Annotated in this window: 27 protein-coding genes; 14 read left to right on the top strand and 13 right to left on the bottom strand. The window is 66.1% G+C overall.

The window, feature by feature from the left end; all coding sequences use genetic code 11:
- Positions 1-28: 28 nt before the first annotated feature.
- Together AC3WMU_RS12945 and gpmA are read right to left on the bottom strand one after the other, a co-directional pair.
- Positions 29-1,621, bottom strand: a complete 1,593-nt coding sequence (locus tag AC3WMU_RS12945; protein WP_492282440.1) for a murein hydrolase activator EnvC family protein — start codon at positions 1,619-1,621, stop codon at positions 29-31.
- A gap of 7 nt (positions 1,622-1,628) precedes the next feature.
- The gene (gene gpmA, locus AC3WMU_RS12940; RefSeq protein ID WP_006224672.1) at positions 1,629-2,381 is read right to left on the bottom strand and encodes a 2,3-diphosphoglycerate-dependent phosphoglycerate mutase; all 753 of its coding nucleotides are present in this window, start codon (positions 2,379-2,381) and stop codon (positions 1,629-1,631) included.
- 184 nt (positions 2,382-2,565) lie between these two features.
- On the opposite strand from gpmA, the gene AC3WMU_RS12935 reads away from it, so the two are divergent.
- The 5 genes from AC3WMU_RS12935 to AC3WMU_RS12915 are packed head-to-tail and all read left to right on the top strand — an operon-like array spanning position 2,566 to position 6,014.
- Positions 2,566-2,988: a rhodanese-like domain-containing protein gene (locus AC3WMU_RS12935; RefSeq protein ID WP_492282439.1), complete on the top strand. Its 423-nt coding sequence runs from the start codon at positions 2,566-2,568 to the stop codon at positions 2,986-2,988.
- A 50-nt stretch (positions 2,989-3,038) separates the two neighbouring features.
- Positions 3,039-3,296 (top strand): glutaredoxin 3, encoded by a 258-nt coding sequence (gene grxC, locus AC3WMU_RS12930; protein ID WP_088588734.1) that lies wholly within the window; start codon positions 3,039-3,041, stop codon positions 3,294-3,296.
- Between the two features lie 38 nt (positions 3,297-3,334).
- Complete coding sequence (gene secB / locus AC3WMU_RS12925) at positions 3,335-3,874, top strand: protein-export chaperone SecB (protein WP_006224675.1); 540 nt, start codon at positions 3,335-3,337, stop codon at positions 3,872-3,874.
- 15 nt (positions 3,875-3,889) lie between these two features.
- A complete protein-coding gene (locus AC3WMU_RS12920) occupies positions 3,890-4,972 on the top strand; it encodes an NAD(P)H-dependent glycerol-3-phosphate dehydrogenase (protein WP_492282438.1) in 1,083 nt (360 codons plus the stop codon).
- 49 nt (positions 4,973-5,021) lie between these two features.
- Positions 5,022-6,014: a Bug family tripartite tricarboxylate transporter substrate binding protein gene (locus AC3WMU_RS12915; protein ID WP_006224677.1), complete on the top strand. Its 993-nt coding sequence runs from the start codon at positions 5,022-5,024 to the stop codon at positions 6,012-6,014.
- 212 nt (positions 6,015-6,226) lie between these two features.
- Here AC3WMU_RS12915 and AC3WMU_RS12910 read toward each other — a convergent pair whose 3' ends face one another.
- Together AC3WMU_RS12910 and AC3WMU_RS12905 are read right to left on the bottom strand one after the other, a co-directional pair.
- Positions 6,227-6,697, bottom strand: a complete 471-nt coding sequence (locus tag AC3WMU_RS12910) for a tRNA (cytidine(34)-2'-O)-methyltransferase (protein WP_006224678.1) — start codon at positions 6,695-6,697, stop codon at positions 6,227-6,229.
- 105 nt (positions 6,698-6,802) lie between these two features.
- Positions 6,803-7,285, bottom strand: coding sequence for a ComF family protein (locus tag AC3WMU_RS12905; RefSeq protein ID WP_006224679.1), 483 nt, complete (start codon positions 7,283-7,285; stop codon positions 6,803-6,805).
- 315 nt (positions 7,286-7,600) lie between these two features.
- Between AC3WMU_RS12905 and AC3WMU_RS12900 the strand changes: the two genes are divergently transcribed.
- Positions 7,601-8,536 carry a methyltransferase domain-containing protein gene (locus AC3WMU_RS12900; RefSeq protein ID WP_492282437.1) on the top strand — a complete coding sequence of 312 codons (936 nt, stop codon included), beginning with the start codon at positions 7,601-7,603 and terminating at the stop codon, positions 8,534-8,536.
- Between the two features lie 24 nt (positions 8,537-8,560).
- Here AC3WMU_RS12900 and AC3WMU_RS12895 read toward each other — a convergent pair whose 3' ends face one another.
- The 7 genes from AC3WMU_RS12895 to rsmB form a co-directional block, all read right to left on the bottom strand.
- Positions 8,561-9,802: a YbdK family carboxylate-amine ligase gene (locus AC3WMU_RS12895; protein ID WP_006224681.1), complete on the bottom strand. Its 1,242-nt coding sequence runs from the start codon at positions 9,800-9,802 to the stop codon at positions 8,561-8,563.
- 327 nt (positions 9,803-10,129) lie between these two features.
- Complete coding sequence (locus tag AC3WMU_RS12890; protein ID WP_006224682.1) at positions 10,130-11,599, bottom strand: TrkH family potassium uptake protein; 1,470 nt, start codon at positions 11,597-11,599, stop codon at positions 10,130-10,132.
- 53 nt (positions 11,600-11,652) lie between these two features.
- The gene (gene trkA, locus AC3WMU_RS12885; protein WP_006224683.1) at positions 11,653-13,032 is read right to left on the bottom strand and encodes a Trk system potassium transporter TrkA; all 1,380 of its coding nucleotides are present in this window, start codon (positions 13,030-13,032) and stop codon (positions 11,653-11,655) included.
- Positions 13,029-13,721 (bottom strand): response regulator, encoded by a 693-nt coding sequence (locus tag AC3WMU_RS12880; protein ID WP_006224684.1) that lies wholly within the window; start codon positions 13,719-13,721, stop codon positions 13,029-13,031. The genes trkA and AC3WMU_RS12880 overlap by 4 nt, the downstream gene beginning before the upstream one ends.
- 11 nt (positions 13,722-13,732) lie before the next feature.
- The gene (locus AC3WMU_RS12875; RefSeq protein ID WP_492282436.1) at positions 13,733-16,048 is read right to left on the bottom strand and encodes a sensor histidine kinase; all 2,316 of its coding nucleotides are present in this window, start codon (positions 16,046-16,048) and stop codon (positions 13,733-13,735) included.
- Positions 16,045-16,635 carry a DUF4390 domain-containing protein gene (locus AC3WMU_RS12870; protein ID WP_085946930.1) on the bottom strand — a complete coding sequence of 197 codons (591 nt, stop codon included), beginning with the start codon at positions 16,633-16,635 and terminating at the stop codon, positions 16,045-16,047. Before AC3WMU_RS12870 ends, AC3WMU_RS12875 begins: the two co-directional genes overlap by 4 nt.
- Before the next feature lie 39 nt (positions 16,636-16,674).
- Entirely contained in the window at positions 16,675-18,012 is a 1,338-nt protein-coding gene (rsmB, locus tag AC3WMU_RS12865) for a 16S rRNA (cytosine(967)-C(5))-methyltransferase RsmB (RefSeq protein WP_492282435.1), read from the bottom strand.
- Positions 18,013-18,108: 96 nt separating this feature from the next.
- On the opposite strand from rsmB, the gene AC3WMU_RS12860 reads away from it, so the two are divergent.
- The 3 genes from AC3WMU_RS12860 (at position 18,109) to rimO (ending at position 20,739) form a co-directional block, all read left to right on the top strand.
- On the top strand, positions 18,109-18,741 hold the full coding sequence (locus AC3WMU_RS12860) for a LysE family translocator (protein WP_492282434.1): 633 nt from the start codon (positions 18,109-18,111) through the stop codon (positions 18,739-18,741).
- 251 nt (positions 18,742-18,992) lie between these two features.
- Positions 18,993-19,244, top strand: coding sequence for a helix-turn-helix domain-containing protein (locus AC3WMU_RS12855; RefSeq protein WP_006224689.1), 252 nt, complete (start codon positions 18,993-18,995; stop codon positions 19,242-19,244).
- Positions 19,245-19,392: 148 nt separating this feature from the next.
- Positions 19,393-20,739, top strand: coding sequence for a 30S ribosomal protein S12 methylthiotransferase RimO (gene rimO, locus AC3WMU_RS12850; protein ID WP_280029974.1), 1,347 nt, complete (start codon positions 19,393-19,395; stop codon positions 20,737-20,739).
- Between the two features lie 79 nt (positions 20,740-20,818).
- Here rimO and AC3WMU_RS12845 read toward each other — a convergent pair whose 3' ends face one another.
- The gene (locus AC3WMU_RS12845; RefSeq protein ID WP_006224691.1) at positions 20,819-21,379 is read right to left on the bottom strand and encodes a ferritin-like domain-containing protein; all 561 of its coding nucleotides are present in this window, start codon (positions 21,377-21,379) and stop codon (positions 20,819-20,821) included.
- Positions 21,380-21,610: 231 nt separating this feature from the next.
- Between AC3WMU_RS12845 and AC3WMU_RS12840 the strand changes: the two genes are divergently transcribed.
- The 5 genes from AC3WMU_RS12840 to AC3WMU_RS12820 are packed head-to-tail and all read left to right on the top strand — an operon-like array spanning position 21,611 to position 24,639.
- Positions 21,611-22,198, top strand: coding sequence for an LOG family protein (locus tag AC3WMU_RS12840; RefSeq protein ID WP_006224692.1), 588 nt, complete (start codon positions 21,611-21,613; stop codon positions 22,196-22,198).
- Positions 22,199-22,234: 36 nt separating this feature from the next.
- Positions 22,235-22,801 carry a hypothetical protein gene (locus AC3WMU_RS12835; RefSeq protein ID WP_006224693.1) on the top strand — a complete coding sequence of 189 codons (567 nt, stop codon included), beginning with the start codon at positions 22,235-22,237 and terminating at the stop codon, positions 22,799-22,801.
- Positions 22,802-22,831: 30 nt separating this feature from the next.
- The gene (locus tag AC3WMU_RS12830; RefSeq protein ID WP_035213131.1) at positions 22,832-23,458 is read left to right on the top strand and encodes an HAD hydrolase-like protein; all 627 of its coding nucleotides are present in this window, start codon (positions 22,832-22,834) and stop codon (positions 23,456-23,458) included.
- Positions 23,459-23,473: 15 nt separating this feature from the next.
- Complete coding sequence (locus AC3WMU_RS12825) at positions 23,474-24,100, top strand: pyridoxamine 5'-phosphate oxidase family protein (protein WP_454678030.1); 627 nt, start codon at positions 23,474-23,476, stop codon at positions 24,098-24,100.
- Positions 24,101-24,120: 20 nt separating this feature from the next.
- Positions 24,121-24,639: a class IV adenylate cyclase gene (locus AC3WMU_RS12820; RefSeq protein WP_006224696.1), complete on the top strand. Its 519-nt coding sequence runs from the start codon at positions 24,121-24,123 to the stop codon at positions 24,637-24,639.
- Positions 24,640-24,643: 4 nt separating this feature from the next.
- On the opposite strand, the gene fmt is transcribed toward AC3WMU_RS12820, so the two are convergent.
- Positions 24,644-25,585: a methionyl-tRNA formyltransferase gene (fmt, locus tag AC3WMU_RS12815; protein ID WP_006224697.1), complete on the bottom strand. Its 942-nt coding sequence runs from the start codon at positions 25,583-25,585 to the stop codon at positions 24,644-24,646.
- Positions 25,586-25,662: the final 77 nt, after the last annotated feature.

Below are 25,662 nucleotides of genomic sequence, written 5' to 3'. Positions count from 1 at the left end.
TTACCAACGACAATTTTGCCAATGCCCCTTACTGGGCCAGCCACTGGGCCGGATCCACAGGAGCGCCACGATGGCGAATTTCAAAGTATAGGCCGGATTCCACTTGGCCGCCGGTTGCCCCTACCGTAGCAATAGTATCGCCACCTGTCACCGAATCTCCCACTCGCTTGAGCAGACTTTGGTTGTAAGCATAGACGGTCAGGTATTGCTGGCCATGATCCACAATGATGAGGTTGCCGAAGCCGCGCAGCCATTCCGCGTAAACGACCGTGCCCGGCGCCACCACCTTGACGGGGGTGCCTTCCGGCGCGCGCAGCACCACGCCCCGCCAGACGCCGCCATCCGGGCGGTCTACCCCGAAACGGCCCTGCACCTGCCCGCGCACCGGCATGGCCAGGCCATGCTTCAAGCCGTTGCCGCCGCCTAGCGGGGCAGCACGGGAGGCCTGCTGGGCCGATGCACTGCGGGTTGGAGTGGTTTCGGCTTCGACTGGTTCCACCTTTTTGGGGGGATCCGCGGGTTTTGCCGGGGCCGGCGTGTCGGCCGGGTCGGTCAGGCGGGTGTGCCGCTGTTCAGCCGGACGTAATCCGGCGGCGTCCGGGTCGGCCACGGCGACCGGGCCGCGGTTTTGGCGCGACGCCGCTTCCACCTGTTCGCGGGCCTGGGCGGCTTCGCGCGCATCGCGGCTGTCACGGTCGCGCCGGGCAGCGTCATCGGCTGCCAGCTTGCGGTCCGCCTCGGCCTTCTTGCGGGCTTCGTCCGCGCGGCGTTGCGCCTCGGCGCGCTTTTTGGCCTCTTCGGCGGCGCGCCGGGCTTCTTCCACCCGGCGGGCTTCCTCGGCCTTCTTGCGCGCCTCTTCGGCTTTACGGGCCTCTTCGATCTGCTTGGCGATCGCCGCGTCCAGGTCGGTAATCAGGCGCGACAGGCGCTGGTCGTCCCGGCCCAGCTTGTTGGCTTCGGCGCGCTGGGCGGCGATCTGCCCTTCCAGCTGCGCCAGCAGCGTAGCGCGTTCCTTCTGCTGGCCGACGAGCGCGGTCTTCTGCTCGGACGTTTCGGCCACGACTTTTTCAATCTCGCTGCGACGCGCGTCGGCGCGGGTCTGCAGCGCCGCCAGGCGTTCGATGTCGGCCCGTAGCGCCTGCACGGCGTTGGCACGGGCCTGGGACACGTAGTCCAGATAGCCCAGATTGCGGCCCAGCACCTGAGGATCGTCGCCGGACAGCAGCGCCGTCCAGGGCGACAAGCCGCTGGTGTACTGGGTGCGCAACTGGTCGGCGAGCTCCGCGCGGCGCTTTGCCAGCACCACCTCTTGCGCGCCGATCTGCTTTTCCAGGCCGGTCAGGTCGGCCTGCGCCTGGCGGTTGGCCTCGGCCAGCTCCCGCAAGCGCAGGTTGATCTTGGAAATAGAGGATTCCGACTGCTTGAGCGCGTCGGCCGCTTCCTTGCGAGCCGCCTCACGGCCGTCGATATCCTTTTGGAGGTTTTCGATGCGGTCCCGCAAGGCGGCCTGCTGACGTTCGGCGTCGGACTGGCGTCCGGCAAGGTCGTTGGGCGCAGCGCGAGCCGACAGCACCCCACCGGTCAACATGACCGCCAACAACACCCCTGCCGTGCGACGCATAGAAATATCAGTCCTTCTTAGCCTTGCCTTGGGCTGCGACGGCAGCCATGGCCGCCTCGATCTCGGCGGCATCGCCCAGATAATAGTGGCGGATCGGACGCAGGTCATCATCCAATTCGTAGACCAGCGGCTGGCCGGTAGGAATGTTCAGGTTGACGATGTCGTCATCGGACACATTGTCCAGGTGCTTGATCAGGGCGCGCAAGCTGTTGCCGTGGGCGGCGACCAGCACCTTGCGGCCGGCGCGGATGGCCGGGGCGATGGAATCGTTCCAGAACGGCAGCACGCGTTCCACGGTGTCTTTCAGGCACTCGGTGGCCGGCAGCTGGTCGGCCGGGATCTTGGCGTAGCGGCTGTCGAAACGCGGATGGCGCTTGTCGTCCAGCGACAGCGGTTCCGGGGCGATGGCGTAGGCGCGGCGCCAGATCAGGACCTGCTCGTCGCCGTACTGGGCGGCGGTTTCAGCCTTGTTCAAGCCTTGCAGGGCGCCGTAGTGGCGCTCGTTCAGGCGCCAGTTCACGCCCACCGGGGTGTACATGGCGTCCATGGCGTCCAGCGCGATCCACAGGGTACGGATGGCGCGCTTGAGCAGCGACGAATAGGCCAGATCGAAGGTGTAACCCTCTTTCTTCAGCAATTCACCGGCCTTGCGGGCCTGTTCGCGGCCGGTTTCGGTCAGGTCGACGTCCGTCCAGCCGGTGAAGCGGTTTTCCAGATTCCACTGGCTTTCGCCGTGGCGCATCAGAACAAGTTTATGCATGGTTTGGCACGCTTTCCGCGCGGGTTAAAGTTAAGGGATGGTTAAAGAATGCGCTCATTTTATAATTGAGTGATTTTGCCCTTGATTTTGCCCCGGCGCACCCGTCCATTTCCCTGGCGCGGCACCTAAGGGGACGCCAAGGGTTCGCCCCTACCAGGCTTGTCGCCGTACTTCAGGATGCCCCGTGGATCTTCTGCAATTCTTGCTCGATAAAAACAACGTCTTCATCGTCGCCGTCGCCGTCATCTCCGGCGTGATGCTGGCCATTCCGGCGCTCCGCAAGGGACGTACCGGCTCGGCCGTCAGCACCGGCGAAGCCATCCAGATGGTCAACCAGCGCAACGCCGTCTGGGTCGACGTGCGCCCCGCCGAGCAATTCCAGGCTGGCCACATCGCCCAGGCCCGCAACGTGCCGGCCGCCGACATCGAACAGAAGGCCGGCTCGCTGCCCAAGAACAAGCCGCTGGTCGTGGTTTGCGACAATGGCCGTGATTCCGCCCGCGCCGCCGCCAAGCTGCGTGCGCAAGGCTTCGCCGACGTGGTGCCGCTGGATGGCGGCATGCGCGCCTGGTCGGCCGCCAGCCTGCCGGTCACCCAGAAGGGTTGAACCGGGGCGCCCGTCCCCTTCCCTTTTCCTTCCGAATCGCAGGAGCGCCTATGAATAAAGTTGTCATGTACAGCAAGGACTATTGTCCTTATTGCGCCCGCGCCAAGGCGCTGCTCGAGCAACGCGGCGTGACCGACCTGGAGATCATCCAGATCGACCGGGACCCGTCCCAGCGCGATGTCATGATCGAACGTACCGGCCGGCGCACCGTGCCGCAGATCTTCATCGGCGATACCCATGTCGGCGGTTGCGACGACTTGATGGCCCTGGACCGCTCGGGTGGCCTTGCCCCCTTGCTCAACGGCTAATCGCCTTATTTTTGCCCCTCCCACCAACGGAAACACTCATGGCTGATCAAGACCAAAACACCCAGCAAGAAGGCGGCAACGACGCGCCCTCGTTCAATCTGCAACGCGTCTACCTGAAAGACCTTTCGCTGGAAATGCCGAACGCGCCCCACGTCTTCCTGGAGCAAGAAGCGCCCCAGGTTGAAGTGAGCATCACCGTGGGCGGCCAGCGTCTGGCCGAAACCGTGTTCGAGACCACGGTCACCGTCACCGTCACCACCCGCATCAACGACAAGGTCGTGTACCTGGTCGAAGGCACGCAAGCCGGCATCTTCGAAGCCGCGAACATCCCGGAAGAGCAGCTGGATCCGCTGCTGGGCATTGTCTGCCCGACGATGCTGTACCCGTACCTGCGCGCCAACATCGCCGACGCGATCACCCGCACCTCGATGCCGCCGCTGCACCTGACGGAAGTGAACTTCCAGGCCCTGTACGAGCAGCGCCTGGCCGAGCTGCAACAGCAGCAAGGCGCCGCCAACGGCAATGGCGCCGGCAGCGACTCGGGCATCATCCTGCCCCCCAGCGCCACCCGCCAATAAGCACGCCGCGCCCCGATGAACAATCCCACTGAGCCGCGCTTGCGCGTCGCCGTCCTGGGTGCGGGAAGTTGGGGCACCGCGCTGGCGGCGGCCTCCAGCCGCCGCCACGCCACCCTGCTTTGGGCGCGCGACGCCGCGCAGGCGGCCAGCATGGCCGACACGCACGAGAACGCGCGCTACCTGCCTGGCATCGCTTTGCCCCAGGCCCTGAATTTCTCCTCCGATCTCGACGCCACGCTGCGCAGCCTGCAAGACGAGGGCGCGCGCCGCCTGATCGTGCTGGGCGTGCCCGTGGCCGGGCTGACCGCCATTTGCGGCGAACTGTCGCGCCGGCTGCCCGCCCTGGGATTGCAGGACACCCCCATCGTCTGGACGTGCAAGGGCTTTGAAGCCGACACGGCCAGGCTACCCCACGAAATCATGCGCCAGGCGCTGCCTGGCGCCGTTGGCGGTGCGCTATCCGGCCCGTCCTTTGCCCGCGAAGTCGCGCAGGGGCTGCCGGTGGCGCTGACCGTCGCCAGCACCAGCGCCGCCCTGCGCGAGGCCACCACCACCGCCTTCCATGGCGCCGCGCTGCGCGTCTACGCCAGCGCCGACCTGATCGGCGTGGAAGTGGGCGGTGCGCTGAAGAACGTGATCGCGGTCGCCTGCGGCATCGGAGACGGCCTGAAGCTGGGCACCAACGCCCGCGCCGCGCTCATCACCCGCGGCCTGGCCGAGATGACGCGCTTTGGCGTCACGCTGGGCGCCCGCCCCGAAACCTTTGCCGGCCTGACCGGCCTGGGCGATCTGGTGCTGACCGCCACGGGCGAACTGTCGCGCAACCGCCGCGTCGGCCTGGAAATCGGCGCCGGCCGCAAGCTGGCAGACATCCTGGCCAGCGGCATCACGGCCGAAGGCGTGCGCTGCGCGCGCGCCGCGCTGGACCGCGCCCGCGCCATCAATGTCGAACTGCCCATCACTGAAGCCGTCTGCGCCGTGCTGTTCGACGGCGTGGCACCCATGACCGCGGTTTCCGCCCTGCTGGCGCGCGACGCGCGCGACGAAAGCGCGGATGCCGGCGGCCCGCTGGACCCGTCGCTGGGCGGCCATCTTTGACCCCTCCCTGACAACAAGACTTCCGCACGATTCCGAGGAGACATCCTTCATGACGCAAACCCGCAAGTTCCGGGTCGGCCCGCTCCTGCGCGGCCTGTGCCTCAGCCTGGCCGCCGTGCTGCCGGCCGCCGCCCATGCTGACTGGCCTGACCACCCCATCCACATGGTCGTGCCCTTCCCGCCCGGTTCGTCGCCCGACATCCTGGCGCGCACGATCTCGGAGCCGCTGTCGCAGGCGCTGGGCCAGCCTATCGTCATCGACAACAAACCGGGCGCGGGCGGCAACATCGGCACGCGCATCGTGTCGCAGGCCAAGCCCGACGGGTACACGCTGCTCTATACGATCAACGGGCCGCTGGTCACCGCGCCCACGCTGTACAAGAAGACGCTGGGCTACGACCCGCTCACCGACCTGGCTCCCGTCTCGCTGGTGGGCACCAGCCCCAACGTGCTGGTCGTGCCGGGCAGCCTGAAGGTCGACAACGTCCAGGACTTCGTCAAGCTGGTCAAAGGCCGCGGCAATTCGCTGAACTACGGTTCGGTCGGCCCGGGCAGCTCGGCCCACCTGGCCATGGAGATGTTCAAGGAAAGCGCGGGCGTAGACCTGGCGCACATCCCCTACTCCGGATTCCCGCAGGTCATCACCGCCATCATCGGCGGCGACGTGCAAGCCGGCTTCATGGTGCCGGCCATCGCCGTGCCGCAGGCCCGCGATGGCAAGGTCAAGCTGCTGGCCGTGACCAGCCTGCAGCCCAGCGAAGCGCTGCCGGGCATCCCGACGATGGCCTCGCAAGGCTATCCCGACTTCGAAGCCATTTCGTGGAACGCGGTGCTGGCCCCGGCCGGCACGCCGACGCCGATCATCGAACGGCTGAACAGCGAACTGGCCCGCATCATCGATAGCGAAGCCGTCCGCAAGCAGCTGGCGCTGCAGTACTTCACCCCCGCGGCGTCCACCCCGGAAGCCCTGACCGCCCGCATCAAGAGCGAAAAGGCGCGCTGGGACCAGGTGATCGAAAAGCTGAAGCTGTCGCTGGATTGAACGCGCCCGGCGGGGCTTGCCCCTCGGACGGCGGATCGTAGGATGGGTGCAGCGCGCGCTGCACTCGGAAAGAACGCCGATGGCTAGCGCGCGAAACCCATCAAGCAGCGGTTGCGTTGTAACTGAAGCAGCCAAGAATCCACCGCTGCCTGATGGGTTACGCGCGCTGAAGGACGGAATTCATGGCGCCGCCCCCTCGCGCTTCACCCATCCTACACGCCGCCTTCGAAGCCTTGTTGACGCCAGGCTTCGAATACGGTCACCGCGACGGCGTTGGACAGGTTCAGGCTGCGTTGGCCTGCGCGCATCGGCAGCCGCAAGCGCTGCTGGGGCGCGAACATGGCTTGATGTTCGGCCGACAGCCCGGCCGTTTCGCGGCCGAACACGAACACGTCACCCGGTTTGAAACCGATGTCCGCCACGCTGCGCTGCGCCTGCGTCGTCAACGCGTAGATGCTGGCGGCGTCGGCGCCGGTGTCGTCCAGCGCCTCTTGCAGCGTGTCGTGCACACGCACGGGCTGCCACTCGTGATAGTCCAGGCCTGCGCGGCGCATGCGCGCGTCATCCAATTCGAAACCCAAGGGGCGCACCAGGTGCAATTGGGCGCCGGTATTGGCGCATAACCGAATGGCGTTGCCGGTATTGGGAGGGATCTCGGGGCAGACGAGGATGACGTGGAACATGGCGGATAAGGAACAAGGACGGCTTGCGGCGCCAGATTGGCCGCTCAGGCGAATTGTCGCCGATTTGCCGACGGGACGCGCTGGCCGGCGCGGCAACCCGGTGCCTCAAGGCGTACGCGCCACCACCAGAATGGTCACGCTGGCCGCGCCAGCCGCCAACAAGGCTTCGGCGGCGGCCTGGACCGTGCTGCCCGTGGTCATGACGTCGTCGACGACCGCCACGTGGCGCCCGCGCACCCGGGGCGATCCGACGAACAGCCCCGCCGCGCCCGTCTGGCGCGCGCGGCGCCCCAGCGACGTCTGCCTCGGGGTTTCGCGGCGCCGCCGCAGCGCGCCGCGCGCCAGGGGCAGCGCCAATTCGGCGGCCAGGCTCCGGGCGATTTCGCCTGCCGGGTTCATGCCCCGCAGCCGTAGCGACGCGCGGCTGGCGGGCACCGGCACCAGCAGGACGCCGGCGGGCAGTCCCCCTTCGCGCCGGATCGCGGCGGCCAGCAGACGCGCCAAAACAGGCGCCATGCTCAGGCGCAGGCGGGTCTTCAGCATCTGGATCAGGGCGTCGGCAGGTGGCGTGTAATCGAAGGCGGCCACCGTCCGCCCATAGGCCCGTGGCGTACCCAGGCAGGCCGGGCAAGCCGACGCGGTGGCGGGCAGCCTCAGCGCGCAGCGGGAGCACCGGGGCCGCTCCCCCGGCGTAGCGGTGATGTCGTCTTCACATCCGCGGCATAGCCGCGCGCCCGCCACCCGCGCGCCGCATAGTGGGCAATCGCAGCCGATCTGGGACCACAGCCGCCGCCCCATGCCCTGTAGGGACAATCGGACCCGGCCGCCGGGATGCGCAATAATGTGTGCCATCCCTCATGAAATCATGTTCCGCCCCGCGGCGAAGACGCGGGCGCGACCGAAATGTCCCTGCCAGAATCCGCACCGCTTCCCTCCCTTCCCCTCGTCAGCGCCGACGTGCCCCGGCAGTTCGCCCGCCGCGGCGACTTGTCCGACGCGCAATTCCTCTATGGGGAAGTGGCCCGCCGCATGCTCGGCCGCCTGCAATACATCCGCGTGCAGCCTCAGGCGATGCTGGACGCGGGCTGTGGCGCGGGCGACAACCTGCCGCTGCTGCGCGAACGCTATCCGGACGCCAGCTACACCGGGCTGGACAACTGTGACCCGCTGCTGGAACGGGCCAGGAAGCGCCATGCGCCCGCGGGCCTGGGCGCCTGGATCGGCAAGCTGGCCCGCCGCGGCCCCGCTGCCCCCGCCTTCATCCATGCAGACCTGGCGGATACGGGCCTAGCCCCCGAATCGCTGGAACTGGTGTGGTCCAACCTGGCCATGCATTGGCACCGTGCCCCGCACGCCGTACTGGCCGAATGGCGCCGCATCCTGAAGGTGGGCGGACTGGCGATGTTCTCCTGTCTGGGGCCGGCCACCCTGCGCGAATTGCGCCAGGCCCTGACCGATGCCGGCCTCGTGACCGCCACGCCGTCCTTCGTGGACATGCATGACTTTGGCGACTTGCTGGTGGAAAACGGCTTTGCGGACCCGGTCATGGACCAGGAACTGCTGACCCTGACCTATCGCAGCCCTGAAAAGCTGCTGGCGGACGTGCGTGCGCTGGGCGGCAACCCCGCCGAGGGGCGCCGCGGCGGACTGGTCGGCCGCGACTGGCGCGACCGGCTGTGCGCCGCGCTGGAAGCGCAACGCCGGCCGGACGGCCTGATTGCCTTGACGATTGAAGTGGCCTACGGCCACGCCTGGCGCGCCGCTGCACACCGCACGGTGGCCGGGGAAACCCGGCTGTCCGTCAGCGCGATCGGCGGCCGGCACCGCGGGAACCCCTGAAACCAGGGGCCCGCAGCGGGCTGCTTAGTGCAGGCGTTCCGGCAGAGGCACGCTGACCCCGGGTTCAGAGGCCGACAGCGGCTGCATAGGCTCTGAATTGGCGCGGATGCGCCGGCGCAGCACGGCCGTGGGTTCCGCCGGGGCGGCCGCAGCCGCCTCGCCGCGCCAGGCGTGCGTCATGGCGTCCACCACCAGCGGCAGATCGCGCAGGCGATGGAACTGGCTGCGCAGCCAACGGGCGTCGTTGCCGCTGCGCATGGCTTCGTCGCGCAGCGCGGCGATCATGTCGCCCGTACCCAGTTCTTCGGCCACCGGCATCAGCCGCTGGAACAAGGCGCGCAGATGGTCCATCAGGCGCATACGCTGGCCTTCCGGCGTGACATAGCTGCCCTGCAGGCCGAAACGGCAGGCCTGGAAGTGGTTGCTGCGATAGGACAGCCAGGCGTTGTCGCTGGGGTCATCCTCGCGCATCAGCAAGACCGCCAGCGCCTGTGCGAAGGCCGCGATCTGGCAGGCGCGCTCGACCGTCAAGGGGGTATCGCAGACGCGGATCTCGACCGTGCCGAACTCCGGCTTCGGGCGGATATCCCAGTACAGGTCCTTGATGCTTTCGGCCAGGCCATAAGCGCGCAGCTGCGACAGGTGCGCCTCGAACTGGTACCAGTCCTTGACCTCGGGCGGCATGTGGCCGGCCAGCGGGAAACTGTTCACCGCGTTCAGGCGCGAGCACGAAAACAGGGTGTCCACGCCTTCGCAGTACGGGGACGAGGCCGACAACGCAATGAAGTGCGGCACATAGGGCGAGAGGCGGCGCAACAGTTTGATGGAATCGTCGCCGCTCTTCACGCCCAAATGGATGTGTTGGCCGAAAACCGTAAATTGACGCGCCAGGTAACCGTACATTTCGGCCAGGTACTGGAAGCGCGGGGTGTCCGAGATGGACCGCTCTTGCCAGCGCATGAAAGGGTGGGCGCCGCCGCCGGCGACCGATACGCCGACCGCGTCGGCCGCTTCGACCAGGGCGTCGCGCATCTCGCGCATTTCGACCAGGAGGCCCATGGGGTGCTCATGCACCGAGGAGTTCAGTTCGATCATGGACCGCGTGATTTCCGGTTTAACGCGGTCGGCAATGGGATGGTTGGCCATTTGGGCCAGCAGCTCGTCAGAGGCTGCAGTCAAATCAAAACTACGGGGGTCGATCAGTTGCAGCTCGAGTTCGATGCCCAAGGTGTTGGGGGCCGACGAAATGAACGGGATCTGTTCCATCTCGGACTCCTTTGAATGTTTGATGAGGGACGCGCCGTTCGACCTTGAAGCCCGGTAACTTCCCGGGGGGCACTAGACGGCGACTTGTGAACGCATGATAGCCGCAGGTTTGTGGCAAAACGATTGAAAATCGTGACATTTGTGTGCAACATCGCGATGCAATCGGTTTTGCCCTCTGAAGAGAAGTGAGCAAGCGCTTACAACATAGAAATGGCGCGGGTTGCGGGCCGATGGCGGCCGCAATGGCAGTCGCGAAGCGGTTTTCGAGATGGGATGGGATAACCCTTACGAGGGTTATCCCTTAGTATTTTTCAGGCCCGATGGCCCTTATTTGCGCCAGAAAATGGGCGTGAACAGCACCAGGACGGTCAGGAGTTCCAGGCGGCCGATCAGCATGGCGAAGGTGCAGACCCAGATCTGGAAATCGGACAGCACCGCGAAGTTGCCCATGGGGCCCACAGGCCCCAGGCCCGGCCCGGTGTTGTTGACGCTGGCGAAAACGGCCGAGAACGCCGTGATGGGGTCCAGGCCGGAGAGCAGCAGCAAGCTGGTGAAAACCGCGATAGAGAGCCCGTAGAACAGCATGAAGGCCAGCACGGAAGACATGGTCCGGCTTTCCACTGCTCGGCCGTTGATGCGCACCGGACTGACCGCATGCGGGTGCAACATTGTTACAAGCTCGTTCTTCGCCTGTTTGACCAGCAGGATGGCGCGGATCATCTTGATCCCGCCCCCCGTCGACCCGGCAGACGTCGCGAATCCCGACAGCAGCAGCATGGTCAGCGGCGCGAACAGGGGCCACTGCGCAAAGTCGGTATTGGCGTAGCCGGTGGTGGTGGCCATGGAAATGGTGTTGAACATGCCGTAGCGCAGGGCCTCCAGCGGCGAGCCGTAGACGCCCTTCACGTACAGGAACACCGAAATGACGAGCCCGACGCCCAGGACGACGACCAGGTAAGGCACGGCTTCCGGGCAGCGCCAATAGGCGCGCACGCTGCGCTGGCGGAACGCGTTGAAGTGCGTGGCGAAGTTGATCCCGGCAATCAGCATGAACACCATGGCCACCATCTCCACGGCCACCGAGTCGAAATGGGCGAACCCGTCATCCCACGTCGAAAACCCGCCCAGGCCCATCGTGGTGGCCATGTGGCACCAGGCCTCGAACCAGGACAGCCCCACGGCCCGGTAGGCCAGGAAACACAGGATCGAAAACACGAAATACACCGCGTACAGGGCCTTGGCCGTGCTGGCGATGCGCGGCGTCAGCCGCTCGTCTTTCATGGGGCCCGGCGTTTCGGCCCGCACGACCTGGTGGCCGCCCACCCCCAGCAGGGGCAGAATCGCCACCGCCAGCACCAGGATGCCCATGCCACCGATCCAGATCAGCGTGGCGCGCCACAGGTTGATCGACGCGGGCAAGGCGTCCAGATTGGTCAGGACCGTGGCGCCGGTGGTCGTCAGCCCCGACATGGCTTCGAAATAGGCGCCGGTGAAAGACAGCGGCAGTCCGGCCCCGTGGAAATACAGCATCAACGGAATGGCCGCCAGCAGCGGCAGCCCGGCCCAGACGGCCGAGACCAGCACAAAACCGTCGCGCGCGCGCAGTTCGCAGCGGCTGCGCCGGGTCAAGGCGGCCAGCGCCCCCCCGATGCCCACCGAAATCAGGAAGCCGTTCAGGAAGGCCTGGCGGGCCGCGTCGCCGCCCACATAGGCGACGGTGAGCGGAATCAGCATGGTGAGGGCGAACATCACCATGGTCAGGCCCAGGATATAAAGGGTGCCCAGAACGCGCTTCATGGGAGCCTATCCGGCGGCGCAATGCCCGCGGCGGAGCAGAGAGAGGGTTGGCATCAGAAGAACGACGCCGAGACTTGGAACAGCTTTTCCACGCGCGGCATCTGCCGGCGCGACGGCACGAAGACGATCACGTGGTCGTCCGTTTCGATCACGGTGTCGGCGTCCGGCAGGATGATTTCGTCGCCGCGGACCAGCGCGCCGATGCTGGCGCCCTTGGGCAGGCTGATCTGCCCAACCGGCCGGCCCACCACCTTGGAGGTCGAGCGGTCGCCATGGGCGATGGCTTCCAGCGCCTCGGCCACGCCCTGGCGCAGGCGGTGCACGGCGGCCACGTCGCCACGGCGCACGTGGCGCAGCAGTTCGCTCATCGTCGCCTGCGACGGCGACACGGCGATATCGATATGGCTGCCCTGCATCAATTCGCCATACGCCTGGCGGTTGATCAGCGCGATCACCTTGCGGGCGCCCAGGCGCTTGGCCAGCAGCGAGGACATGATGTTGTCTTCGTCGTCGCTGGTCAGCGCCAGCCACGTGTCCATGTCTTCGATGTTCTCGCGTTCCAGCAAGGCTTCGTCGGTGCCGCTGCCGTGCAGGACCAGCACGCTGTCGGGCAACTGGGTCGCCAGGTATTCGCAGCGCTTCAGGTCGCGTTCGATGATGCGGACGCTGTACTTTTCTTCGGCCAGCTGGCGCGCCAGGCGCAGGCCGATGTTGCCGCCGCCCGCGATCATCACGCGGCGCACGGCGCGTTCGGCTTCGCGCAGCTGGCGCACGGCCCGGCGCGCGTCGCGCGAATCCACCACCAGCACGACCTCATCGCCCGGGGCGATCACCGTGCCGCTGCCGGCCCGTAGCGGACGCCCGCCGCGCAGCACGTCGATCACCCGCGCCTTGACGTCGGGCCACACGTCGCGCAGCTTGTCGACGGAGGAATGCGCCATCGGGCTGCCATGCCCTACCCGCACGGTCACGACGCAAACGCGGCCTTCGGCGAATTCCACGACCTGCAAGGCCTCCGGGAACTCGATCAGGCTGTGCAGATAGGTGGTGACGCTGCGTTCGGGGCTGATCAGGGCGTCGATGCAGAAGCCGTCTTCGCTCATCAGTTCCGGGTGTTCCGGGAACTCGGCCGAACGGATGCGGGCGATGCGGCGGGGGATGTTGAATAGCTGGCGGGCAATCTTGCACGCCACCATGTTGGCGGTGTCGGAGGCCGCACAGGCGATGAGCAGGTCGGTGTCGGCGGCGCCGGCCGCTTCCAGCACCGACACCTGCGAGCCGTCGCCATGGACGACGCGCAGGTCGAAGTGTTCCTGCAGGTATTGAAGCTGCGTGGGATCGGAGTCCACCACGGTGATGTCGTTTTCTTCGGACACCAGGTTTTCGGCCACGCTGGTGCCTACGCGACCAGCGCCCATGATCAGGATCTTCATGTGCTGCGCTTGCGCGCCGACTCGATGCCCAATTGCTTGAGCTTGCGGTAGAGGTGAGTACGTTCCAGCCCGGTGCGTTCGGACACGCGCGTCATGCTGTGGCTTTCGCGGACCAGGTGGTATTCAAAATAGATACGCTCGAATTCGTCGCGCGCTTCACGCAGCGGCTGGTCCAGCGAAATGCTGCCCAGTTGGCCGTTGGACGTGACCGGCACTTCGTTGGCGGGCGCCACCGTCAAGACCGGGGGATCCAGCTCGTCTTCCAGCGCCACGGCGGTGCTGACAGCGGCAGGATGCGCGGCGGCAGGTGCCGGATGCGGGGCGCGCCCGCGCGCCAATCCCGCCGCAACGGTCTTCAGCAGACGTTGCAGCGTGATGGGCTTTTCCAGGAAATCCATGGCGCCGATGCGCGTGGCCTCGACCGCCGTATCGATGGTGGCATGGCCGCTCATCATGATCACAGGCATGTCGAGCAGGCCTTGCGAACCCCACTCCTTCAGCAAACTTACGCCATCGGTGTCGGGCATCCAGATGTCCAGCAACACCAGATCAGGACGCATGCGAAGGCGAGCGGCGCGCGCTTGCGCCGCGTTTTCGGCCAATTCGACCGTGTGTCCTTCGTCGTAAAGGATCTCCGACAAAAGCTCGCGTATACCGACTTCGTCGTCAACCACCAGAATTCTGGCCATAAAGCATCCACCTATTGCGTAGCCGCATTATCCTTTTCTTGCGCGGTCGCGTCCATAGTATCTGCCCCGGGAGCCAACCGGGTCAACAAGATGGAAATCCGCGCGCCTCCTTCCTTGCGGTTGGCAAGGTCGATCCGTCCGCCATGCTCTTCCACAATCTTGCGTACGATTGCCAATCCTAACCCAGTCCCGTGGGACTTGGTGGTTACGTAGGGCTCGAACGCGCGCTGCATCACCTGCGGCGGGAAGCCCGGCCCGGTGTCGGCAACGGTAAATCTCAGTGCCTGCTGATCGGCCCGGTCGGGCTGTTCGCTGCGCATCAGCTGGGTCGTGACGCTGACCCGGCCTTCGCCGCCCAGCTCGGCGATCGCGTCGCGGGCGTTGGACATCAGGTTGTGGATCACCTGGCGCAGCTGCGTGGGATCGCCCTCGATCGCCGGCAAATCCGCCCCCAGGTTCACGTCCAGGTTCAACACCTTGCCGGTCAGGCGAGACGAACCGCCCTCCGGCTCCCAGCCATACAGCGACAGCACGTCGGCCACCAGCGCGTTGAAATCGATGCGCTGCATGACGGCCGGCGGCGTGCGGGCGTATTCGCGGAAGTCGTCCACCATCTGCTTGAGCGACGCCACCTGGTTGACGATGGTGTTGGTGGAGCGCTCGACGATCTGCGCTTCGGCAGGCTGCAGCTTGCCTTCCAGCTTCATGGCCAGACGTTCGGCAGACAGCTGGATCGGCGTCAGCGGGTTCTTGATCTCGTGGGCCAGCCGGCGCGCCACTTCGCCCCAGGCCACGGTCCGGTTGGCCGAAATCACTTCGGTGATGTCATCGAACACCACCAGATAACCGTTGCCGCGCCCGTCCACTCGCAGGTGGGTGCCGCGCGCCAGCAGGGTCAGCGGCTGCGGCGCGGCGGGCGCGTCGCCCTGGGCCGGGCTGATCTCGAACTGCTGCTGCCAGTGCTGGCGCTCCGATCCCACGGCCGCGTGGGTGGAAAACGCCTGGCGCACGATATTGGCGAACTCCAGCATGCCGTCCACGGTTTCCAGCGGGCGGCCGATCACCGAACGCAAGTCCACGCCCAGGATGGTCTGGGCACCCTGGTTGACCGTGGTGACGCGGAACGACTCGTCGAATACCAACACGCCGGAGGACAGGTTGGACAGCACGCTTTCCAGATAGACGTTGGAGCGTTCCAGCTGCTGGCGGTTGCTTTCCACCATGCGCCGGGCCTCGTCCAGTTGCCGCGTCATGGCGTTGAACGACCGCGTCAGTTGGCCGACTTCGTCGCGTTCAGGCGGTTCGGGCAGCGGCCGGTAGTCGCCCACGCCCACGGCCTGCGTGCCGCCGGCCAGGCTCAGCAACGGCCGCACCAGCCGCTTGGACAGGGACAGCGCCACCGCGATCGCGCCGAACGCGGCCAGCAGCAGCGCCAGCGTCAGCGTAATGCCATAGAGCTTGCGCAGCCCCAGGCGGGACAGCGCCAGCTCTTGATAGTCGCGAAAGCCCTGCTGCACCAGATTGGCGTTGTGCGCGATCTGCTCGGGCACGGGCTGCAGCAGTTGCAGCCAGCGCGGTTCGGAAGCCGCGCCCAGCAGGTTGTCGTAGCGGTCAGGCCCGGTCAGCGGAATCACCACACGCAGATGCAGCCCGCCTTCGGCACCCGCCGTAATGGGGTCATCGGCTTCGGCCGCGGAATAGCCGCGCGCCAGCCTCAGCTGGTTCATGACGGTAGACGGCGGCATCGCCGGCATCAACTGGCCATATTGGCTGGTGGAAAACGCCACCATGCGCCCGCTGCCCGTGAACACCATGGCCTCTTGCACGCCATTGGCCTCGCGTAGCCGGGTCAGGGCCAGCGTCACGCCGCTGTCGGTGCTGCGGTTCAGCTCCATGGCCATGGAGCGCGCGCGGGCATCCAGGTCGGCCAGCAGGGAGTCCAACGCGGCGCGGCCCAGGTTCAGGCCCGCTTCCAACGCCGTATCGACCCGCACGTTGAACCAGGATTCGATGGAGCGCGACATGAACTGCACCGACACGGTGTAGATCAGGGCCCCGGGCACCACGCCGATCAAGGCGAAAGCCAAAGAAAACCGCGCCGTCAGACGCGCGCCAAATTGCCGGCGCCGGATCTGGCGCGCCAGCCGCACCGTCAGCGCCACCACCCAGATGAACAGCGCCAGGGCGAAAATGCCGTTCAGCACCAGCAACGTGTCGTAGTAGCGCGCAAAGCGCGAGGCATTGCCCGTGGACCATGCCAGCAAACCCAGCAACGCCAGGCCGCTTACGGCACCCACCATCAGGGCCAGCCGGAGCAACAGCCTCATGAGGGATCTTTCTCCTTGCCGCTCAGCGTGAACGAGAAGTCCATCCAGGGAGTCCCCTGCGCCCACGAGCTGCTATTCAAGGCGTTCACCTGGAACGGGCGGGGCAAGAGCGAGGTGTCCAGGCGCAGCCGGAGCTGGCCGCCGTAAAGCACCCCTTCGTCGAATTCGCCGGCGTCCGCCACCGGCCAATTGCGGATGTGGCGGATGACGCTCATGGCGTCGTCCAGCGACGCCACCGGGAAGGACAGTTCGCCCACCCCCGCGCGCCATTGCCGGGTCAATGCGTTATAGACGACCCGCCACGTGCGGGACGTATCCACCAGGGACTTGTCGAACCACCACCAGCGTTCCCGCGTCATGGTGAGATCGGCCGTGAAATACAAGGGGACGCCGCGCTGGGCAGCGTCGCGCAACTGCTGGTTCAGTTCGAATTCGATGTCGGCATCGATCTCGAGGCGGCCGTTGCGCACGACCGGATCGACCCGTACGACCTTCGGTTCAGCGCCATATGCCTCGCCGCCCGGCACCAGGGAAAGCAAGGCAGATACCAGCAACAACCCAAGAAATAAACGCGAAATAATGGACATACGACACCGAAACACCGTCATGCCCCTATTCTTGGTGATTCAGGACTGCTTGGCAAACAAGGCGTAGAAAAACCCGTCATGTTGGGCTGCCGGTGTTGCATCGACCGCAACAGGCAGCAATTGGCCCGGCGCGTCCAGCCGCTGGGCCTCGGGGTGGCGCTGCAGGAACTCCAGGGCCTGGCGGGCGCCCTCGATCGGGAAGACCGAGCACGTCACATAGAGCAGACGGCCGCCGGGCGCCACGGTCTGCCACAGGGAATCCAGAATCTTGGTCTGTAGCGTGGCGGTGCGGCGCACGTCGTTTTCGCGGCGCAGCCAGCGAATGTCCGGGTGGCGGCGCACGATGCCCGAGGCCGTGCAGGGCACGTCCGCCAGCACGGCATCAAAGGGCTTGCCGTCCCACCAGGCGTCCAGGTCTGACGCATCCGCCGCTTTCATCTGGACGCGATTGCTTGCCAGACCCAGGCGGTCCAGATTCTGTTCCACGCGCTCCAGGCGCTCGCCGTCGGCGTCGAGAGCCAGCAAGTCGATGTCGGCCAGTTCCAGCAGGTGGGCAGTCTTGCCGCCAGGCGCCGAGCAGGCGTCCAGCACGCGCATGCCGTCGGCCGGCGCCAGCAATTCAGCCGCCAACTGCGCGCCGGCGTCCTGCACCGACCACCAGCCTTCGGCAAAGCCGGGCAACTGGGTCACCGGCTTGGGGCTGCTCATCACCAGGCCGGCCTGACCCACGGGTTCGGCCGACAGGCCAGCTTCCTGAAAGGCGGCCAGCACCTGTTCGCGGCTGGCGCGGCGGCGGTTGACGCGCAAGGTCAGCGGGGCGGGCACATTGGCCGAGGCCAGGATCTCGCGCCATTGCTGCGGATAGGCCACGCCCAGCTGCTTGACCCACCAACCAGGGTGGTTCCACTGGGCCTCGGGGCTGTCGGCCACCGCGGCTTCCAGCGCCGCGCGCTCGCGCAGGAAGCGGCGCAGGCAGGCGTTGAGCATGCCCTTGAAGGTCGCCAGGGCGCGGGTATTGGAGGCAGCCGTCACGGCCTGGTCCACGACCGTATGCGGCGCGTACACCGGCATGCCGGGCAACGCGGCGGCGGCATCGCCCTCTTCTTTCAGCAAGGTCAGGGATACCAGGAGCAGCGATTCGAACAGCACGCTGGGGTAGCGCTGGACCAGTTCACGGCCCACGGCATCGGCCCAGCCCAGATAACGCATGGCATGGAAGGACACGGCCTGGGTGGCCGGGCGCAGGGCGGAACTCACGTCCGTCAGCGCGTCCGTCAGGGAACGGCCGTCCAGCACGCCCTCGACCACCCCCGCGCTGGAAAGAAGAACGGAGGAAAGCGGGGGAGCCAGATGGGGGGAGTCGGAACGCGTGGACATGGTGGGAATTCAGAGGATAAGACCGATATGGTAGCCGGACCTGGACGAATGGCGGCGCGCGCGTCAAACTGGCCTCTCCCTGGGAGCGCTTTTCTTATGACTACCGCCACGCTGCTGCTGTTCATCCTGGCTTCGGCCGTCGCCATCGTGACACCCGGCCCGACGACCCTGCTGGCCCTGAACAACGGCTCGCGGCACGGCGTGCGCGCCGCAGGCTGGGGCATGGCCGGCGCCGTGCTGGCCGATCTGATCCTGGTGGGCTGCGTGGCGTCCGGCCTGGGTGTGGTGCTGGCGGCCTCCGAAGTCGCCTTCCAGCTGATCAAGTGGGTGGGCGCGGCCTATCTGGCCTACCTAGGCTGGAAGATGCTGCGCTCAGACGCGGCGCTGGTCCTGCCGTCGGCCGCATCCGCTGCGGACCGGCCCGCGGGCCTGACGCTGGGGTTACGCAGCTTCATGGTGGCGCTGACCAATCCCAAGGCGCTGCTGTTCATGTCGGCGTTCCTGCCCCAATTCATCGACCCGCAAGCGCCGCTGCTGACCCAGTATGCGATCGTCGCCTGCGTGCTGGCCACCATCAATATCCTGACCATGCTGGTCTACGCCACGCTGGGCGCCAAACTGGTGCGCGCCTTCCAGGGATCGGGCCTGCGCTGGCTGAACCGCGTCTGCGGCAGCCTGATGATCGGTCTGGCGGGGACGCTGGCGCTGTACCGACGCGGGGCACCGTAAAGGGCAAAAGGGATCAGGGCGCCCAACAATCAGGGACGCACCATTGCTGATCGTTTCCGCTATCAGCGCCCCCGGCGTTGCAGAGACGTCCCCTGCACAACGCCCAGCCTACGCCACACCGCGGAACCCTTTCGCTATCGCCCCCTACGGCATTGCCGTATAATTCCCCGCTTCCCCGCAGTGGCTGCCCCGCGCATCGCATGAACCCAGGCGATGGCGAGCGGCCGCCCTGCCCGTAAATTGAACGAGTCATGAAGAAAGTAGCTCCGCCGGCGCTTCCCGCCCGGTGGCAGGCGTCGCATATCAGCGAAGCGCGCAGCCGCGTTGGTTTGCCGCAAGCGGATTTCGCGGAATTGCTGGGCGTCAGCGTGCGCACCTTGCAGGATTGGGAGCAGGGCCGGCGTAATCCGTCCGGCGCTGCGCAGACCCTGCTGCAAGTGGCCATCCTCCACCCGGAAACGCTGCGCGACCTGCCGCCCCGCCAACCAGGCAAACCCGCCTGAACCCGAATATTTGACGAATACCCCGCCGCACCGCATGAGCCGGTGCGCGAACCTACGGTGAACCAGATTGGAAATTCTTGAGCAATCCCGGCCCGGCAAAGGCGCCGGCACTTCCGCCAGCAATGGCAGCAACTCGACGCTGGAGGCCATCACGGCAGCCGCCCAGGACGCTAATCCGGGTCGCGCGCCGCGTGTGGGCTTCGTGTCGCTGGGCTGTCCTAAAGCCCTGGTGGACTCCGAACGCATCCTGACCCAATTGCGCACCGAAGGATACGAAGTCACGCCCGAATACAACGATGCGGACGTCGTCGTCGTCAACACCTGTGGATTCATCGACAGCGCCAAGGCGGAATCGCTGGAAGCCATCGGCGAAGCGCTGGCCGAGAACGGCAAGGTCATCGTCACCGGCTGTATGGGCGTTGAGGAAGCGGTGATCCGCAAGGTGCACCCCAGCGTGCTGTCGGTGACCGGTCCCCAGCAATATGAAGAGGTGGTGCGCGCCGTGCACGACGCCGCCCCGCCCAAGCAGGACCACAACCCCTACCTGGACCTGGTGCCGCCGCAAGGCGTCAAGCTCACGCCGCGCCACTACGCCTACCTGAAGATTTCCGAAGGCTGCAATCACCGCTGCAGCTTCTGCATCATCCCGTCGATGCGCGGCGACCTGGTCAGCCGTCCGGTGGGCGATGTGCTGAGCGAGGCCGAGCGCCTGGTCAAGGCCGGCGTGAAGGAAATGCTGGTGATCTCGCAGGACACCAGTGCCTACGGCGTGGACGTGAAATTCCGCAGCGGTTTCTGGAACGGCCGCCCGGTCAAGACCCGCATGACGGAGCTCTGTCTGGCCTTGTCCGAAATGGGCGTCTGGACGCGCCTGCACTACGTGTACCCGTACCCGCACGTGGACGAAGTGATCCCGCTGATGGCGGAAGGCAAGATCCTGCCGTACCTGGACATCCCGTTCCAACATGCCAGCCCGCGCATCCTGAAGGCCATGAAGCGTCCGGCCTTCGAAGACAAGACCCTGGCCCGCATCAAGCGCTGGCGCGAGATCTGCCCCGACCTGACCATCCGTTCGACCTTCATCGTCGGCTTCCCCGGCGAAACCGAGGAAGATTTCCAGTACCTGCTGGACTGGATGCAGGAAGCGCAGCTGGACCGCGTGGGCTGCTTCCAGTATTCGCCGGTGGAAGGCGCGCCCGCGAACCTGCTGGACAACCCCGTGCCGGACGACGTGAAGCAGGACCGCTGGGAACGCTTCATGGAATTGCAGCAAGGGATCTCGACGGCGCGCCTGGCCCGCAAGGTCGGCCGCGAGATCGACGTGCTGATCGACGAAGTGGACGAAGACGGTGCCGTGGGCCGCAGCAGCGCCGACGCGCCGGAAATCGACGGCTGTGTCTACGTCAGTTCGGACAAGCCCCTGAAGGCGGGCGACATGGTGCGCGTGCGCGTCACCGATTCGGACGAGTATGACCTCTGGGGCGACGCGATCTGATCGATGCAGCTAGGCGTTGGGCGCCACTGCAATGAGAAAACCCGGCCTCGCGAGGCCGGGTTTTTTTATGCCGTCTTGCTTACGGCTTGACCAGAAGGTCCGACATGTCGTCGGCGTGTTCCTCTTCCACCGCCAGGATCTCTTCCAGCATGCGGCGCGTGGTGGAATCCTGTTCGCCCAGGTAATCGATCATCTGCCGGTAGCTGTCGATGGCGATGCGCTCGGCAATCAGGTTTTCCTTGATCATCTCTTCCAGCGTGGCGCCTTCCACGTATTCCGAATGGCTGCGCTCCAGGAGGCCCTTGGGCGACAGGTTCGGTTCGCCGCCCAGTTGCACGATGCGCTCGGCCAGGCGGTCCGCGTGTTCTTGTTCCTGCATGGCGTGTTCGGCGAACTCTGCTGCCACCGGCTCCGCATTCAAGCCGCGGGCCATGAAGAAGTGGCGCTTATAGCGCAGCACACAGACGATCTCGGTGGCCAACGCTTCATTCAGCAGCTTCAGCACCGTCTGCCGGTCCGCGCGGTAGCTATCGGTGACAGCCCCCGATTCAATGTCCTGGCGCGCCTTGGCACGGATGGCCTTCACGTCCATGTCGAAAGGACGGTTTGCCTTCTGGGTGTTTTGGGTTGCTTGTTCCATATCGTTAGCTCCTCGGGTTAGTGAATGCACTACGACGCTGGATTTCCAGTCGTACCGAACAACTCAGTCTACCGATCATGGGCAATCTTGCTGTGTCCAAACATTGCTCCTGCCCCCGATTAGCCATGCCGCCCGGGCCGCGGGAACCCTGCGCAAACCTTGCGTAAACTATCGGCTTCCCGAAATGCCCGTGACGCAATCTGTAACGGGACAGGCAATCTCCGACCTTTTATGACTCTGAAGAACATTTGCGTGTATTGCGGCTCGAACCCCGGCACCCGCCCGGACTACATCGAGCAGGCCCGAGTGCTGGCCCGCGAATTGGTCAAACGGGACCTGGGCCTGGTGTATGGCGGATCGGTCGTCGGCATCATGGGCGTCATCGCCAATGAAGTGCTGGCCGGCGGCGGCCGCGTGATCGGCGTGATTCCCGAGATGCTGCAAAAGAAGGAACAGGCGCACCTGGGCCTGACCGAACTGCATCTGGTGCAGAATATGCACGAGCGCAAGGCCATGATGATCCAGAAGGCCGACGGATTCATCGCGCTGCCGGGCGGCGCCGGCACGCTGGAGGAATTCTTCGAAGTCTGGACGTGGGCACAGCTGAACATGCACCAGAAGCCCTGCGGCCTGCTGAACATCGCGGGATACTACGATGCGCTGGTGCAGTTCGTGGACCATGCCGTCGACGAAGCGTTTATCCGCCCCCAGCACCGCGACATGCTGGTCGTGGAAGAAGACCCCGCCGTCCTGCTGGACCGCTACGCGATCTACGAAGCGCCCAATGTCTCGAAGTGGTTCGACCCCATCAAGGCGTAAAACCGCCCTTTCATGCCTTCCACGGAAGCCTACGCAATGATCCTCGATTCGTTGTCCCCTTCCTCTACCGAGTCCGTGCTGCGCGACTATTTCCACGCCAAGGACGAGAACCGCCCGCATTACATGGCGCGCGCCTTCGCGGACGACGCGGTGCTGAAAATGGCCCTGCGCACGCAGGCCATCGCCTTCCCGCCTGAATCGCATGGTCTGGCCGCGATCGCCGATACGCTGGTGCGCAAGTTCGGCCAGACCTACGACAACGTCTACACGTTCTACCTGTCTCGGCCCGAGCCGGGCGCCCGCTTGCCCGATTACCAATGCGACTGGATCGTGGCCATGACCGAAAAGGCCACGGGCAATGTGCGCGTGGGCTGTGGCCGGTACGACTGGAAATTCCAGGCCGAACCCTACCGCGCCACCGACCTGACCATCACGATCGAAACCATGGTGACGCTGCCCCCGGGCGACATGGCCGCCGTCTTCGGCTGGCTTCTCGCGCTGGACTACCCGTGGACGAACGCCGCGCGCGTCGTGGCCAGCGCCCCGCCGCTTGAAGCGCTGGCACCGGTCGTGCACTATCTGCTTCACCCCAACGGCTTGTAGCCCCGTCTCAGCCGGCTAATGGATCCTTACTTGAAATACGACATCGCAGCTTTTGATTTTGACGGAACCCTGGCGGACACCATGCCCTGGTTCAATTCCATCCTGAACACCGTGGCCGACAAGTACGGCTTTCGCAAAATCGACTTGTCGGAACGCGAAAACCTGCGCCACCGCGAGGCCTCGGAAATCCTGAAGTACCTGGGCATCCCGCTGTGGAAGCTGCCGGCGATCATGTCGCACGTGCGCACGCTGATGCAGGACATCGATCCCAGCGTGCATCTGTTCGACGGCATCCCCGACGTGCTTGCGCGCCTGAAGGCCGCCGGACTGCGTCTGGCGGTGATCAGTTCGAACTCCATTGAAAACGTGCAGCGCGTGCTGGGCCCGGACGCAAGCGCCCTGTTCGACGACTACGAATGCGGCACCGATCTGTTCGGCAAGGCCGCCAAGATCGACCGCCTGATGCGCCGGCACGAAGTCGCCCCCGAACGCTTCCTGCTGGTAGGCGACGAAATGCGCGATATCGACGCCGCCCGTAAGGCCGGCGTGCAAGTGGGTTCGGTCGCCTGGGGTTATAACCATGTAGACGCCCTGCGCGAACGCGGCCCCGACGAGATCTTCCTGGCCGTCGACGACCTGCCCGCCATCCTGGCCTGAACCCGGACCTCCGCCATGCACACCGATCCCGCTCACCTTGTCACCGACGCCGCCGCCTTGCAGGCGCTGTATGGCTCGCCCGGCGAAGCCTCGCTGAAGAAGGAGGTGGATCACGTGCATCCGCACTATCGCGCCTTCATCGAAGCCGCGCCGTTCGCGGTGCTGGCCACGTCGGGCCCCGGCCGGCTGGATGCCTCGCCGCGCGGCGACCCCGCCGGCTTCGTCGTGGTTGAAGACGAAAAGACGCTGCTGCTGCCCGACCGCCGCGGCAACAACCGCATCGACAGCCTGCTGAACATCCTGGCCGATCCCCGCGTGGCGCTGCTGTTCCTGGTGCCGGGCGTGGGCGAGACCCTGCGCGTGAACGGCACGGCGCGCATCAGCGTGGAACCCGCCCTGCTGGCGCGCTTCGAGATGGACGGCAAGCTGCCGCGCTCCGTGCTGATCGTCGACGTGCAGACGGTCTACTTCCAATGCTCGCGCGCCTTACTGCGCTCACGCCTGTGGGACCCGGAGACGCAGGTGCCACGCAGCGCGCTGCCTAGCGTCGGCCGCATCCTGTCCGACCTCACCGCCGGCACCTTCGACGGCGCCACCTACGACCGAGACCTGCCGGCGCGCATCACCAGCACGCTGTATTGATCCACACCGAAGGACGCCCCATGGCCCGCAACGTCGAAATCAAGGCGCAAGTCGACAGCCTGGCGGCCATCGAGCCCCTGGCCGCTGCGTTGTCCGGGCAGGAGCCCGTCTCCATCGCCCAGGACGACACCTTCTTCACCTGCACGCATGGGCGGCTGAAGCTGCGCGCATTCGCCGACGGCACGGGCGAACTGATCTTCTACCAGCGCGCCGACGATATGGGCCCGAAGGAAAGCTTCTACGTCATCTCGCCGACCGATTCGCCCGACACCTTGCGGGAAGCGCTCACGCACGCTTACGGCGCGATCGGCCGCGTGAAGAAGCAGCGGACCGTGTTCATGGCCGGACGCACCCGCATCCATCTGGACCGGGTGGAAGGCCTGGGGGAATTCCTGGAATTGGAAGTGGTGCTGCGCGACGGCGAAAGCGCCGCGGCCGGCATGGAAGAAGCCCGCACCCTGATGGACGGGCTGGGCGTGGCGCCCACCCAGTTGCTGTCAGGCGCCTACCTGGACTTGCTGGCCAGCCGCCGGCCGTAACGCCTTAGTCCGGCTGCCAGCCGCGCACGAAGACGTCCACCTGCTGGCGCTTGCCGCCGGCTTTCTGCAATTCAAGCAGCCGCAGCACGCCGTTGCCCGTGGCGATATCGATGCCGGACGCATCGGCGCGCAGCACGCGGCCGGGTTCCGCCGTGGTGGGGGTCGCCAGCGCCTGCGCACGCCAGACCTTCACCGGGTCGGGCAAGCCGGGCAAGCGGATGCTGGCGCCGGGCACCGGGTTGAAGGCGCGCACGCGGCGTTCCAGCAGTTCGGCCGGCTGCGTGCAATCCAGGGCAGCTTCGGCCTTGTCCAGCTTGGCCGCGTAGGTCACGCCGGCTTCCGGCTGCTTGGTGGGCGAAAGCCCGCCTTGGTCCAGCGCATTCAATGCCTGGACGATGGCTTCGCCGCCAGCCAGCGCCAGCGCGTCGTGCAATTGCGCCGCGTTGGTGTCGCCCGTGATGGGCACCACGCGTTCCAGCAGCATATCGCCCGTGTCCAGGCCCTCGTCCATCTGCATGATGGTCACGCCGGTCTGCGCATCGCCGGCTTCGATTGCGCGCTGGATGGGCGCGGCGCCACGCCAGCGCGGCAACAGGCTGGCGTGGATGTTCAGGCAACCCAGGCGCGGCAGGTCCAGCACCCATTGCGGCAGGATCAGGCCGTAGGCCGCCACCACCATGACGTCGGGCGCGACTTGCTCCAGCAGCGCACGGGCCTCGGCGGCTTCATCGGGATAGCGGCCGTCCAGGCGCAGGCTGCGCGGCTGGGCGACGGGAATGCCCGCGTCCAGCGCGGCCTGCTTGACCGGGCTGGGCGTGAGCTTCAGCCCGCGCCCGGCAGGACGGTCGGGCTGCGTCATGACGAGCGCAATGTCGTGGCCCGCGGCCCGCAAGGCGTCGAAGGCGATACGGGCGAATTCCGGCGTGCCGGCAAAGACTAGGCGCATGAGATGAAGAACTAAGAATGAAAGTGGATTCCGGGGCGCCGCGGATCCGGCTTTGCCGGCCAGCCGGAGCCGCCCCT

This window comes from Achromobacter sp. FW305-C-13 (assembly GCF_058783475.1).
Note: the sequence above shows the minus strand (reverse complement) of the source record. Positions and strands in the feature narration are given on the sequence as shown.